Genomic DNA, 14,374 nt, shown 5'->3' with positions numbered 1-14,374 from the left:
TAGACCTATCCAAGCCACCCTTCCCGATCCAAACTCCGATACTGAATCGCCTCGGCAATATGATGCGTTCGAATCTCTTCGGATCGTTCGAGGTCGGCGATGGTTCGGGAGACTTTTAGAATTCGGTCGTATGCGCGGGCGGAGAGCCCCAGTGTGTTCATCGCTTTTTTTAGCATATTTTCACCGGCTTTGTCAATCGGACAGATTTTTCGGGCCAGCTTGGTATTCATCTGAGCGTTGGAATGAACGTTTTCAATTCCCATAAACCGTCGGTTTTGAATTTCTCTTGCAGCCACAACACGTTGGCGAATCTGTTTGGAGCTCTCCCCTTTGGCTTTGGCTGAGAGTTCATCAAAACTCACTTTTTCCACATCGATGTGCAGATCAATTCGGTCCAACAGCGGGCCGCTGATTTTCCCCAAATATCGCTGCATCTGCATATTTGTGGCACCGTTTGTATCGGTTGGATCGTACCAATCACCTGTGGGAGATGGATTCATCGACGCTACCAACATAATTCGGCTGGGGTAACTGACACTCATTCGCGCTCTCGAAATATTCACGATTCCGTCTTCCAATGGCTGACGCATCACTTCCAGTGCACTCCGTTTGAACTCTGGTAGCTCATCCAAAAATAGGACGCCATTATGCGCCATCGAAATCTCACCCGGCATGGGGATGCTTCCTCCGCCAACAAGAGCCACATCCGAAACGGTGTGATGCGGACTTCTGAACGGACGGCGGGTCACCAGTGATTTTCCCGGCTGAACCAATCCGGCAACAGAATGAATTTTGGTGGTTTCAAGAGCTTCATCCAGGGAAAGCGGCGGTAAAATAGTGGGCAGCCGGCGGGCCATCATCGTTTTTCCCGAACCGGGCGGACCGACCATAATTACATTGTGAAGTCCGGCCGCTGCCACTTCCAATGCACGTTTCACATTTTCCTGACCACGGACATCTTCAAAATCGAGTATCTCGTGTTCTCCGTTTGTCTGAAACAGGGATTCAAGATCAATATCAATAATACTGTGTGAATTCTCATCCTCCAGCCATTCCATCACCTCGGTGATGTCGTTAAAGGCCACAACGTTGATTCCCTCCACTACGCCTGCTTCCGCCCCATTATCTTTTGGAACCAGAACATATTCCAGGCCCCGATCTCTCGCTTCCACCACCATCGGCAAAATTCCTTTGATCGGACGTAGCTGTCCGTCCAGTGCCAGTTCACCTGCAATCAGAGATTTTTCCAGTTTATCGGTTTCTATCTGCCCCGACACGGCAAGCAAGCTCACAGCTATCGGCAGATCAAACGCACTTCCCTCTTTGGGAAGATCGGCCGGAGCCAGGTTCACCGTAATCTTCCCTCTTGGAAAATTAGCACCTGCATTTTTAAGCGCGGCATCTATCCGGTCTTTGGATTCGCTCACAGCGCGGTCGGGCAATCCTACCAAAAAGTATTTCGGCACTCCGCCGCTCATATTTACTTCAACTTCGATTAAACGGGCATCCACGCCGATTGTAGATGCGCAATAGACTCTTGAAAGCATATCTGATTTTGTATCTTTATTAATGGTCTTCTCGTAGTATGAACTATGAAAAGCCAATCCCTTACAAAAAAATCTAAAAGAAACGGTAAAATCATGGAAACAACACAAAAAACCATTCTCGAAGAGATTCGCGGAACCGTTGACGAAATTGTTACTCAAATCAAGAAAATCATAAAGGAAGGTAATGCCCGGCGTGTTCTGATTAAGAACAGAAAGGGAAAAATCCTTTTCCAGAGCCAACTTACAATTGGAGCTGCCGGTTTAACACTCTTAGCAGTTTATGCCCCCCTGATTACTGCTGTTTCCACTATCCTCCTCTATGCAAATGATGCTAAAGTATTCATCGAACGAGAAGTGGATGAAGAGGAGGAGGAGAAAGATGAATATGAAGTGGAAGCGGAGGTGATTGAGATTAAGGATGATGAAGAGGAAGAAGAGGAAAGGAAGTCTGAAGCTAAGCGAAATGGTGAAGATTCAGAATCTGAGAAGAAATAGGAGATTTCAAAACGCGTAAACGCTTAACATTCAAATTTATAGATCGAGCGACTTTCTTTTCATCCCCCATTGCCCCCTTCAAAGGGGGACTCTCCTATCAAAGTTTGAATTAGATATTCAACGGATAAGTGAAACAAACAGAACCATTATTCTAAATAAATATACTCATCCGATGAATTGCTACTGTAGCAACTGGTAAATTAATATAGTATTAGGATCAATAAATCAATTTAATAGTCAACTTGAAAAGAGGGTACAAAAACACTAAAAATTTTGTGATTTCGTGTTTTTGTGGCTACCTGATTGACTATACTTTTTTAAAGATTGTAACACTACAAATCTAAGATTTTATCCCCGGCTCGGCGAGCCGGGTTACGTTTATTTCCAGTGTTCTTGGGCGAGCGCTTCCTCGTCAATTTCGTTTTCAGCCAAATATCGCTCAGCATCTAACGCAGCACGGCATCCGGTTCCGGCAGCAGTTACAGCCTGACGATAGATTGGGTCCATCGCATCGCCGCTGGCAAAAATTCCGGGCAGATCTGTTTCGGTAGATTGGCCTTTCGTTTGGATATATCCAACATCATCCATGGTAAGTACGCCTTTAAAGAGATCGGTATTCGGTTTGTGGCCAATTGCAATAAATACGCCGGTTACATCATCAAGAGTGGTAACCTCTTCCGTTTTATTATTGTAGATCTTTACACCTTCAACCACTTTTTCACCCAAAACTTCCTGGAGTTCGGAATCCCACATAAATTCAATTTTCTCGTTATTGAATGCGCGTGTTTGCATCGCTTTGGAAGCCCGGAGTTCATCTCTTCGGTGAATAACTGTTACTTTTGAGGCGAACTTTGTCAGGAATGTAGCTTCTTCCATTGCGGTATCTCCGCCCCCCACAATAATCACATGTTGATCCCGGAAAAAAGCCCCATCACAGGTTGCACAAGCACTCACTCCCTTCCCTCTCAGTCTCTGTTCACTTGGCAAATTTAACCACTTTGCGGAAGCACCTGTCGAGATAATAATTGATTTTGCATACAGTGTTGTTTCTTCATCAACTGTAAGTTTGTACGGCCGCTTCTCAAAGTTAATATCTGTTACATATCCGTATCGGCAATCGGCACCGAAGCGTGTGGCCTGTTCGCGAAAATCTTCCATCATTTTGGGACCCATCACTCCTTCCGGGTAGCCGGGATAGTTTTCAACATCAGTGGTTTGCATCAATTGACCACCGGGTTCAGGTCCTTCAAAAATCACAGGATTCAGATCGGCGCGGGCAGCATAGAGCGCGGCTGTTAGCCCTGCAGGTCCGCTTCCGATTATTACTACATCTAAAGTTTTATCTTGTATATCTTCCATTTTAGTACACTTTTTTATTTTTCTTTTTAAAGGTAAGAAAAATCATGCGTTGTTATAGTCAATAATATCTATCAATATGATAACTTTTAAACAAGATTTCTTACTTTAAAAAAGAATTATTTCTAATAACGACCACGTGTTGCAAATAGAATAAAAATCGCTAAGTTACCTGAAATCATGACAACGGAGGACTAACATTGATAGTTGGAGTTTGTAAGGAGACTCAGAAGAACGAAAAACGTGTAGCGTTAACACCGGAAGGTGCAGAGAAATTAATTTCACTCGGCCTGGATGTTTGGCTCGAAAAGGATGCAGGTGTTGCCTCAAGCTACACAGATGAACAGTATAAAGAGGCCGGTGCTACCATTGAATCAAAAAGAGAGGCTATTCTCGAAAAATGTGATCTCTATTTAGCTGTACAGGCACCGGAAGAGGAAACGGTAAAAAAACTTAAGGAAGGAACCGTTCTGATCTCGTTTATCTGGCCGCTTCAAAATGGAGATTATGTTGATCTGTTGAAAAAACAGGGAATAAGAGCCATGGCAATGGATACTATTCCAAGAATCAGCCGGGCTCAGTCGATGGATGCTCTCTCTTCGATGAGTAACATTGCAGGATATAAAGCTGCCCTGATTGGTGCCGATCATCTTGACAAATATATGCCGATGATGATGACCGCAGCTGGTACAATTCGTCCGGCGAAAGTTCTGGTATTAGGAGCTGGTGTTGCGGGATTACAGGCCATAGCCACCGCTAAACGATTAGGATCTGTGGTTGAATCGTTTGATATCCGCCCCGAGGTTAAAGAGCAAGTGGAAAGTTTAGGGGCAACATTTGTAGAAGTTCCTCTTGAGAAGGAGGAAACCGAATCCGATGGTGGATATGCCAAAGAGCTTTCAAAAAGCAACCAGGAGAGACAACGTGAAGTGATACACGAGCATGTTAAAAAATCGGATATCGTTATTACTACGGCGCTTATCCCGGGAAAACCTGCGCCGCTGCTGGTAACTAAAGCAATGGTTGAGGATATGAAACCCGGTTCTGTAGTTGTAGATATCGCTGCTGAGCAAGGTGGAAATTGCGAAGTCACTGAACCTGGAGAAACGATTAATCACAATGGAGTACTCATTGGAGGCCCACTGAATCTGCCAAGTTCCCTTGCTTTCCACGCCAGTAAACTCTACTCAAAAAATTTACTTTCACTGCTCGATCTGTTGATAGAAGACGGTAAACCAAATTTTAATTTTGAAGATGAGATTATACTGAATGCTACCATCACGAACGAAGGTGAAATTGTTTCACCATTTGTAAAAGAGAATAGTTAGCCTAACTACTTACAACACATTCTCACTACTCAATACTCATGACTCAATACTTTTAACATGGAAGATCTGATTTTTAATCTATTTATTTTTGTTCTGGCTTCTTTTGTAGGCTTTGAACTAATCTCAAAGGTACCTCCAACACTACATACACCCCTCATGTCGGGTGCAAATGCTATTTCGGGAATCACACTTATCGGTGCTTTAATTATTTCCGGAGCTTCCGGAAGTGCATTCTCGCACTGGATCGGTTTTGCCGCCATCATCTTTGCCACCATTAATGTGGTTGGGGGATTTATGGTTACCGACCGTATGCTCGAAATGTTTAAAAAAAAGGAGGATGATCAATGAGCCAGTTTTTACCTGAAGCCATTCAATCCTTTTTACCAAATGTTATTCAGTTAATCTACCTGGTCGCCACTGGATTTTTTATCATTGGGATCAAACGGCTGGGATCTCCTGCAACTGCGAGATCCGGAAATCAGCTTGCATCCTTAGGAATGTTTATTGGTGTTGCCGTCACACTTTTCGATCAGGAAATTGTAAGCTTTGAATTGATTATTGCCGGAGTTGTTATCGGATCCGTGATTGGTGCATTTGCAGCCAAAAAAGTGGAAATGACCGCGATGCCGGAGATGGTGGCTATCTTCAACGGTTTTGGCGGTGGTGCCTCAGCACTCGTAGCCTGGGGAGAACTGGCCCGGCTGGATGCCACACTTTTTGATATTCAGTCTCTTGTAACCACAGGTTTAAGTATCCTCATTGGTTCCATTACCTTCACTGGAAGTTATATCGCCTTCGGAAAATTGAAAGGATTTATCGGAGGAGGCCGAATTGCCCTTCCCGGTCAGAATATCATCAATCTACTTCTAACTGCCATTGCCCTGGTTCTTGTTGGATGGTTTACTGTTGATCCGACAAATCAGGTTATTTTTTGGTGCCTTTTTGGTTTGGCATTGTTGATTGGTGTGTTAACAGTACTCCCGATTGGCGGCGCCGATATGCCGGTAGTCATATCCCTGTTGAACTCCTACTCTGGAATTGCTGCCTCGATGGCCGGGTTTGTACTTGGAAACAATCTTCTGATTATCAGTGGTGCACTGGTAGGAGCAGCCGGTTTGATTCTTACCAACATCATGTGTAAAGCGATGAACCGTACTTTACCTAATGTTCTCTTTGGTGCTTTTGGCGGCAGCGATGAAGGCCCGGCTGCAACAGGTGATTCTGACAAAACCGTTCAACAGACCTTTGCCGATGATGTGGCTATTCAGTGTTCATATGCCAAAAAAGTAGTGATTGCTCCCGGTTATGGATTGGCTGTAGCACAGGCACAGCATGTATTGAAGGAAGTTGCCAACCTGCTCGAAGAAAAAGGAGTTGAAGTAAAATATGCTATTCACCCTGTTGCGGGACGAATGCCGGGCCATATGAATGTGTTATTGGCTGAAGCAGATGTACCGTACGATGAACTTTACGATTTGGAAGAGATTAATCCTGAATTCTCATCCACGGATGTAGTTCTGATTATCGGGGCTAATGATGTGGTAAATCCGGCTGCAAAAACATCCCCCGGAAGTCCTATTTATGGAATGCCGATTCTGAATGTTGATGAAGCCAAACGAACCATCATCTTTAAGCGAAGTTTAAGTCCTGGTTATGCCGGAATTGATAATGCACTTTTCTACGATGACAAAAATCAGATGTTCTTTGGCGATGCCAAGAAGTCGTTGCAGGAATTGGCTACTGCGATTAAAGAGTTGGATTAAAAACCCACCCCTTAGTCCCCTCCCTACGATGAAAAAAACATCGCAAGGAGGGGAATTCCTTGAAGCGTTGAAAACCTCCAAGGTTTTTCATACATAACGTTTAGGAATTTCTTCCTGCTTATCACTTTTTTAATAGTAAACCTTGGAGGTTTTTTACGTTCTAATTCTCACTCAACCGGTAAAATCCTGTTAATCGTCCCATTCGATTCGTTGGTGAAATAGATATATCCATCCGGAGCTTCTTCCACGTCTCTTATTCGTCCGATTCCTTCCAATATTCGTTCTTCTTTAACAAACTCTTCTCCATCAACAACAATCCTGGAGATTAACTGAAAAGCTAAGGCCCCATTCAGGATGTCGCCTTGCCAGCCTGGATAGTGATTACTTGTTACAAATGTCATCCCGGAAGGCGCTATCGAGGGATCCCAGTACCAAACCGGCTGTTCCATTCCTGCTCGTACAGTATCATCCGTAAATGATGTACCGTTGTAATTAATACCGTAGGAGATTTCCGGCCAGCCAAAATTTAAGCCGCCCTCATCGTGCACGTTAATTTCATCTCCTCCTCTTGGTCCATGTTCATTCGTCCAGATAATTCCCGTTTCAGGATGAACGTCCATTCCCTGAGGATTCCGAACTCCATACGTATATACAGCATCTATTCCATCTTCTCCTACAAATGGATTGTCTTGTGGAATACTCCCGTCATCATGCAGGCGATAGATCTTTCCACCGTCTCGGTTAATATCCTGTGGATTTTCATCTCTGTTGCCTCTGTCGCCAATTGAAAAGTAAAGATATCCATTTGAATCAAATGAGATTCGGCTGCCAAAATGCTGACCCCTGTCGGTAAAAGGAGTAGCCGAGTACAGTTCTTCATTATCCACTAAAGAATGGGATTCATCATCATAGCGTGCTCTCATTATCGCTGTGTTTGCACCTCCGGAACCTGGCTTCGAATAACTGAAGTAGAGCCAACCGTTTTCATCATATTGAGGGTGTGGCTGGATATCTAACAAACCACCCTGGCCTTCAGCCCATACTTCCGGTACTCCTGCAATCGGTTCTTCAACCAACACTCCATCTCGAATAAGATGCATATCTCCATCTCGTTTAGTAATAATCATATCTCCATTTGGTAAGAAAGCCATTCCCCAAACAATATCAACATTCTCAACCACTGTTTGAACGTGAAAATCAAACTCTTCGGATTCATATACCTCATTGATAGAAGAAGGTAACTGGAAGTACAAATCGGTTTCATAGACAACATTTACTTCACCGTCATCAACCTGTTTTGCAGTACCGCTGTTATTTTCGGAACAACCAATCAATTGAAAAACTGTTATAGTAAGTGCCAACAGAAGCATTAAAACTTTTTGAATATTTTTCATAGCCAATAATATTTCATTAATCTATTTATCTATTTATTTGTGAAAATATTAATTATTTGATCAATCAACACAATGAAAGCCAATATATCATCTATATGGGAATGAAAAGTCATTTTTTTACACTTTTTGTACTATTAACACTACCGATCAATTTTTTATTTACTGATTTTACCACTGCTCAGAATCGTTCTTACCATAAACAAGTTGAAACAGATCTGCTAATAGTTGGAGGAGGCGCCAGCGGGGTGAGTGCTGCTATCCAGGCTGCCCGATTGGGAATAAAAGTTATTGTTGTAGAACCGACACCCTGGCTTGGCGGAATGCTAACGGCCGCCGGAGTAAGTGCAACCGATGGCAACCACAATTTGCCCTCCGGAATATGGGGTGAGTTCCGCGAGAGGCTTCGCAATCATTACGGGGGAGCAGAAGCACTTGCCACCGGATGGGTCAGCCACACTCAGTTTGAGCCTCACGTTGGAAATGCCATTTTTAACAAAATGCTGGATGAATATCCCTCCATACAGCGGTTTCACGGATATTCCATTAAAGATGCTATTGTGAAAAATAAACGGGTTTTGGGAGCGACTTTTATTCATAAAGAGGGGCAAACATTAAACGTAGAAGCTACCATTAGCATTGATGCGTCTGAGTATGGAGATTTGATGGCAAAGTCGGGTGCTAACTATTTTATCGGGCTGGATCCGCAGGAACTTACTGGTGAAAAGATTGCACCAACGTATGGAAATTCAATGATCCAGGATCTTACATACACAGCTATTCTGAAAGATTATGGACCTGACGCAGATATGACAATCCCTCGTCCGCCTAACTATCAACCCTCCATTTTTGAAAATGCCTGCAAAGAGGTGAGTGAACATCCAGAGGAGTTTGAAGGCGTGGATTGCGAAACAATGCTCGACTATGCTAAACTCCCGAATGATAAATATCTCATCAACTGGCCGAATAATGGCAATGACTATTATCTGAATGTGATTGAAAACACTCCAGCCGAACGAAAAATTTTATTGGAGGAGGCAAAAAATCGTACACGGCAGTTCATCTATTTCATTCAAACGGAGCTTGGATTTAATAACCTGGGGATCGCTGATGATGAGTTTAAAACAGATGATGGATTTCCATACATCGCTTATCATCGGGAAACGCGTCGGTTGGACGGGATGACAATGCTGACGATGAACGAACTCATTGATCCCTATGAAGCCGGCTCAAATCTTTACAAAACAGCCATCGGTGTTGGAGATTATCCACTGGATCATCACCGAAGGCTAAATCCGTCTCCTCCTGACAGCCTGCTTGAGGATGGAGATCGCGAACCTTATGAATTTGAAACCCATTATGATGCGTTTCCACCCATTCCCTCATTTTCTGTGCCTTTAGGAAGTTTGATCCCAAAAGAGATTGATGGATTAATTGTAGCAGAAAAAAGTATCTCCGTAAGCAGTATCGCAAATGGCTCGAGCCGCTTACAACCGGTGGTAATGACCATCGGGCAGGCGGCCGGAACTGCGGCTGCACTCAGTATTCAACATAATATTCAACCGAGAGACCTTTCCGTCAGAGAGGTGCAGCAAAAACTTTTAGATGCCAATGCCTGGCTTTTGCCCTTTATGGACACCACGCCTAAAGATTGGTTTTTTGAACCACTTACAACGTCTTGGTGTCAGCGGTGTCTTGAAAGGCGAAGGAATTCCTTATGCCTGGGCCAATCAAACGAAAATTTATCCTGATAGTGTAATGACCCAATCTCAGGTTACAGAGGCGCTGGAGATTGCAACCGGTAATCAGGCTCTGTCACTTACCCGCCATAATAAAAAAATGGCAACACGAAATGATGTTATCTTCACAGTTTGGAAACTTGCCGGTTCCCCGCGTGTAGATCAGCAAATTGACCTGACGAATATCCAGCTAAATGATGACTCCTATCCGGCCTGGCAATATGCCGTTCAGCATGGCTGGACAGATGGGTGGATCACTGAAAATCGTCTCAACCCTAATAAACCAATTCTAAGAAAAGAGTTTGCAACACTGGTTGACAAGGCGCTTAATCCATTTGAAAACCTTCCGGTATCGATTGTGCCAGATGGGTACTCAAAAAATTGATAATTACTCTTCAGACTTATCAACCTGTTTTTCTTCGTGCTCGGTTGCTGTTTTCAAAGAAAATGAAAAAGTACTCCCTTTTTTAGGTGCGCTGGTTACCCAGATCTCTTCATTGTGCTTCTCGATAAACTCTTTGCATAGCATCAACCCCATACCGATTCCTTTTTCTCCCTGGGTTCCTACTTTCTGTTGCATTTTTTCTGCTGTAAATAATTTGTCTTGTTCTTCCTGCGGAATTCCCACACCGGAATCTTCAACAGAAACAATTACTTTATCATCTTTTTCTTCCAGCGAAATTTCCACAATAGAATCTCTCCCCGAAAATTTTATAGCGTTAGAAATCAAGTTCCGAATCACAGACAATATCATATTCCGGTCTGCCCGCACATAATGGGGTTTCTCAATTAAATTTCTAACAAAAATATTCTTGAATGTAGATTGGGCATCCGTCATTGAAATCGCTTGATCCACTAACTCCGTTATGTCAATCGATTCAAACTTTGGTTCCAGTCCACCCTCTTTTGAGTTGGACCATTGCAACAAATTCTCCAGCAGAGCCAATGTATTTCGCCCGGAGTCCAGAAGCATTTTCATCATGTCCACCTGCTCATGCTCCCCCTTCTGCTCGAACTCATTTTTAATCAACTCTATATATCCCAGAATAGCAGAAAACGGATTTTTGAGATCGTGTGCAAGAATGGATTGCAGCTTATTTTTCTCTTCAATATGCTTTTTGAGTTCCTCGTTCGACACTTTCAACTCCTCGGTCCTCTCATCAACCTTCCGCTCAAGCTGCCGATTATATATTTGAATGCTTCTCAACCGATACCGAAATGCCACAACAATAAGAATACCCGATAAAGCTACAATACCAAGGTAAAACCAAATGGTTTGCCAAAATGGCGGATCTACACTAAATGAAATGGTTGCTGCCTGAGTGCTCCAAACCCTGTCGTTATTTGATGCTCTGACTTTAAACGAATAGTCTCCCGCTGGAATCATGGAATAGATCGCTTCACCACTGTTTCTTGCACTTAACCAATCCTGATCGAAATCCTCCAACATATACTCGTAGCGGTTATATTCCGGATTTTTATAACTCAAGCCGCTAAATCGGAAAATAATTCGATGAGCACTGTGGGGTATCGATTCTAACTGCGTTTGGCTGTAGATTTGACCATCAATTTCTATTTCCTCAATAAACGTATTTGGCGGCTCCTCATTAAGTTCCATCCGCCGTGTATTGATCACATTAACACCCTGAACTGTTGGAATGAGCAGTTCGCCATTTTCTGTCAACTGGCTGGATGGCATAAATCCACCATTTGTTTCACGAATTGTCATGCCCTCGCTTACCCCAATCCGGGAAACACGCAACCGGTCGATCTCTCCATTCAGGAAACTTTTAACCTGGTCTTGTGGGATATAGAAAACTCCAAGATTTCCACCCAACCACAAATCTTGATCCTCATCAAAGGCAAGTTGGGAAATGGTGTTATCAAACAAACCATCTTGTGTAGAAAGTACTCTTGGTTCTTCCCCCGGCTCATAAACAACCAGTCCCCCGCCATAACTGCCAAACCAAAATCGCCCGGAAGCATCTTGTGTTATGGTTCGAAAATTGGATAGGCCAAGTTCAGATACAGCTTGAATATCATGAATTTCGTTTCCCTGTAATATTCCTACCCCCTCATCAGTAGCCACGAAAATGTCGCCGTTTTTACTCTCAAAGATCATCCGCACTGCTGCAAGCGTTTCACCTTCGCTGTCTTTTACAGGAACTATCTCAGAATTGGATTGCCTGTATAAACCATTAGAATAGGTACCAAACCAAATCGACCCATTACTATCTTCAAAAATGGATAGGAAAACACTTACATCCTGAAATTCACCTGGAGTGAATCTTTCAAATTGTTGTCCGGTGGTCCTGCGATAGTAAACTCCATCCCCCCATGTACCTACCCAAAGGGTGCCATTGCTTTGTTCCATTAGTGACCACACACATTCGTTTTGGATGCCGTCTTCCTCGCCAAATCGCTGAATATTTTCATCTGTAAAACGGTACACACCATCACAATTTGCTCCCACATATGTAGCCCCGTCACGGCCCGCCAATACCCCGGTAATTCCCTGTTGATCTAATGTAGCGAAATCATCTCCCTGGTAAACCGGTGTAGATATAAACTGCACGATTCCATTGGATAGTGATGCAGCCCATAAAGACTCTTCATGATCGATCATAAGATCTATTACGCTGAGCCGGCTGTAGTAAACTATTTCACGGCTGCCTGATAAACTCATGCTAAAAATACCATCTCTCCCATATACAAAAATGGTGTCTTCTTGAGGCAAGAATCCTTGCAGAGAAGATTGATTTACATCCTCACTGGTTAGTACAATTTCCGCTTCCTCATCATATCGCAATAAACCGGCCTCAGTCATCAGGTATAAATCGTTATTTACATAATGAAAGTCCATAAACTGAACAACATTCGACAATCGGTTCACCACAGAGTTTTCTATACGAACCGAATCATTATTGAGCCGGGCAATGGTATGCACGGCGGTGCCATCTGGATGTAACTGGATAAGGTGATTTGTAAATAATACATAGACGTGTCCGTTTCGAAATGCCAGGTGGTTTACATACTCATTGGGTAAATGATCCAGGTAGGTCATCTCTCCATCCTGCATAACAAAAACTCCTATACTTGTACCAATCCATGTTCTATTGTCGGACCCAAATTCAATGACCGTGGTTTTAACATTAGAACCATATTTCTCCGGATCAATCGAGTATGTTGTGGCAGAATCTGTTTTTGCATCAATTACTAAAAACCCTCCCAGTTCTAAACCTGCCCATATATTTCCATCTTGATCCTCGTTAACGGAGGTAAACCGATTGGACTCCAAATTTTCAAGATTGTTCATATTATACACCTTGAAATCCAGGCCGTTATATCGTACCAATCCATTGTATGTGGCCGCCCATATATAGCCCTTTTGATCCTGGTACATTCCATTTATGCCATTCGCGGGAAGGCCGTTTTCCGTGGTAAAATCTCTTGCAACTACAAAGTTATGGTCTCTGATGTTGTAGCTTTCCTGTGCATATCCAACATCGGCGATACACAGCGATGAGATGAAAACCGTAAATAAAAGAAATGCGTTAAACGTACGTGATGCCATATGCCCGGTTTTAATAGTCTTTATCAACTTTACAAAAAAATCTGACCAAATTATAGATTTTTATAATCCGTTCTCCGGCAACACTTTTCCTAAAAAATAACTCTTTTACATGCAATACAAGCAGTACTTTTCAATTACTTTCTGAAGGCTTTGCAAAACTATGACCGTCATCCTGAACTTGATTCAGGATCTCCTGATACTGGCTATAAAGACGAATGGAGAATCTGAATCGAGTTCAGATTGACGCATACCCACGGTTTTGCAAAGCCTTCTTTCTAATCCAATCTGTATATGCCGGATATGTTAAAAGGCAAGACTTCAAACCCATCGAAACCCGGAATATCTGCTGACACCCGGGCTGATCCCGTCAGAGTATAAGGGAACTCCTTTTCGCCCCTGAGCATATCAAATAAAACCGACCCCATTTGGGAAGAGTTTAACCGGATTGGGATTGTGATTAATTCACTTTCTGATTCACCCAACTCAATATCTCTTTCCAGAGTGGTATTTAGCCATTCATTCTCATTCACTGTAAGATTGTAGGAAGCATCAGCAAATGAAATTCCAAACGAATTGGGATTCTGAACCCGAAAAGAGGCTGCCATCTCCGCACCGGAAAATGAAAGTTCATTGATATTGAAATTGCTGAGCTCAATTTTAGGCAGTTTAGGGATGGGTAGTTGACCTTCTGCACTAACAGGAACCCGTTGTTTACTTACACCTGCAAGATCAAACTGCACCTCGCTGGATATCCGGTAGGCAATAGAATCTTGCCTCACAGCTGAATCAATTGTGTCGAAAACCTCGGAAAACGTAAGCGACACCGGAACCTGGATAATACTCTTTGATGCGCCGGCAATTCTCAAATTTTCAGTTTGAATACCCGTTACAAACTCCTTTCCATTGATAAAAAACTCATAGCGGTATTGATCGGCCGAAACTCCAAAATTGTTTGGGTTATTCACTTCAAAGTCAAAAAGAAGAGTTACATCACTGAAGGAGATATCATCAATAGACATGCTGCTATACCTTACAGATGGTTTTTGAACATTTGACAAGTCTCTGAGAGTATTGCAACCGGAAAGCAAAAAGAGGATAAAAACAGATAAAATTATTTTTTTCATAGGTACTCTAACTCAAAGAATTATAAAATGTTCGGATTTTTCTGTGTAAAGGTAACG

The 14,374-nt window shown here is 42.9% G+C and carries 11 protein-coding genes; 6 read left to right on the top strand and 5 right to left on the bottom strand.

The window, feature by feature from the left end; translation table 11 throughout:
• Nucleotides 1-5: 5 nt before the first annotated feature.
• Complete coding sequence (locus U5K72_13400) at nucleotides 6-1,547, bottom strand: YifB family Mg chelatase-like AAA ATPase (GenBank protein ID MDZ7719806.1); 1,542 nt, start codon at nucleotides 1,545-1,547, stop codon at nucleotides 6-8.
• A 93-nt stretch (nucleotides 1,548-1,640) separates the two neighbouring features.
• Here U5K72_13400 and U5K72_13395 point away from each other — a divergent pair, with 93 nt between their 5' ends.
• Nucleotides 1,641-2,042, top strand: coding sequence for a DUF4342 domain-containing protein (locus tag U5K72_13395; protein ID MDZ7719805.1), 402 nt, complete (start codon nucleotides 1,641-1,643; stop codon nucleotides 2,040-2,042).
• 378 nt (nucleotides 2,043-2,420) lie between these two features.
• Here U5K72_13395 and trxB read toward each other — a convergent pair whose 3' ends face one another.
• The gene (gene trxB / locus U5K72_13390) at nucleotides 2,421-3,401 is read right to left on the bottom strand and encodes a thioredoxin-disulfide reductase (GenBank protein ID MDZ7719804.1); all 981 of its coding nucleotides are present in this window, start codon (nucleotides 3,399-3,401) and stop codon (nucleotides 2,421-2,423) included.
• Nucleotides 3,402-3,598: 197 nt separating this feature from the next.
• Here trxB and U5K72_13385 point away from each other — a divergent pair, with 197 nt between their 5' ends.
• The 3 genes from U5K72_13385 to U5K72_13375 are packed head-to-tail and all read left to right on the top strand — an operon-like array spanning nucleotide 3,599 to nucleotide 6,489.
• Nucleotides 3,599-4,726, top strand: coding sequence for a Re/Si-specific NAD(P)(+) transhydrogenase subunit alpha (locus U5K72_13385; protein ID MDZ7719803.1), 1,128 nt, complete (start codon nucleotides 3,599-3,601; stop codon nucleotides 4,724-4,726).
• A 57-nt stretch (nucleotides 4,727-4,783) separates the two neighbouring features.
• Nucleotides 4,784-5,074: an NAD(P) transhydrogenase subunit alpha gene (locus U5K72_13380; GenBank protein ID MDZ7719802.1), complete on the top strand. Its 291-nt coding sequence runs from the start codon at nucleotides 4,784-4,786 to the stop codon at nucleotides 5,072-5,074.
• Nucleotides 5,071-6,489, top strand: coding sequence for an NAD(P)(+) transhydrogenase (Re/Si-specific) subunit beta (locus U5K72_13375; GenBank protein ID MDZ7719801.1), 1,419 nt, complete (start codon nucleotides 5,071-5,073; stop codon nucleotides 6,487-6,489). Before U5K72_13380 ends, U5K72_13375 begins: the two co-directional genes overlap by 4 nt.
• 167 nt (nucleotides 6,490-6,656) lie before the next feature.
• On the opposite strand, the gene U5K72_13370 is transcribed toward U5K72_13375, so the two are convergent.
• Nucleotides 6,657-7,883, bottom strand: a complete 1,227-nt coding sequence (locus U5K72_13370; GenBank protein ID MDZ7719800.1) for a PQQ-dependent sugar dehydrogenase — start codon at nucleotides 7,881-7,883, stop codon at nucleotides 6,657-6,659.
• Between the two features lie 56 nt (nucleotides 7,884-7,939).
• On the opposite strand from U5K72_13370, the gene U5K72_13365 reads away from it, so the two are divergent.
• Both U5K72_13365 and U5K72_13360 read left to right on the top strand, forming a co-directional pair.
• The gene (locus U5K72_13365; protein MDZ7719799.1) at nucleotides 7,940-9,631 is read left to right on the top strand and encodes an FAD-dependent oxidoreductase; all 1,692 of its coding nucleotides are present in this window, start codon (nucleotides 7,940-7,942) and stop codon (nucleotides 9,629-9,631) included.
• Nucleotides 9,632-9,638: 7 nt separating this feature from the next.
• A complete protein-coding gene (locus U5K72_13360) occupies nucleotides 9,639-10,004 on the top strand; it encodes a hypothetical protein (GenBank protein ID MDZ7719798.1) in 366 nt (121 codons plus the stop codon).
• Nucleotides 10,005-10,007: 3 nt separating this feature from the next.
• Here the strand turns inward: U5K72_13360 and U5K72_13355 are convergent, their stop codons facing one another.
• Entirely contained in the window at nucleotides 10,008-13,193 is a 3,186-nt protein-coding gene (locus U5K72_13355) for a two-component regulator propeller domain-containing protein (protein MDZ7719797.1), read from the bottom strand.
• Nucleotides 13,194-13,468: 275 nt separating this feature from the next.
• Entirely contained in the window at nucleotides 13,469-14,317 is an 849-nt protein-coding gene (locus U5K72_13350; protein ID MDZ7719796.1) for an LEA type 2 family protein, read from the bottom strand.
• Between the last annotated feature and the right edge of the window lie 57 nt (nucleotides 14,318-14,374).

Source organism: Balneolaceae bacterium, from assembly GCA_034521495.1.
Lineage (GTDB): Bacteria > Bacteroidota > Rhodothermia > Balneolales > Balneolaceae > Rhodohalobacter.
This window is presented reverse-complemented; position numbering and strand designations above follow the sequence as displayed.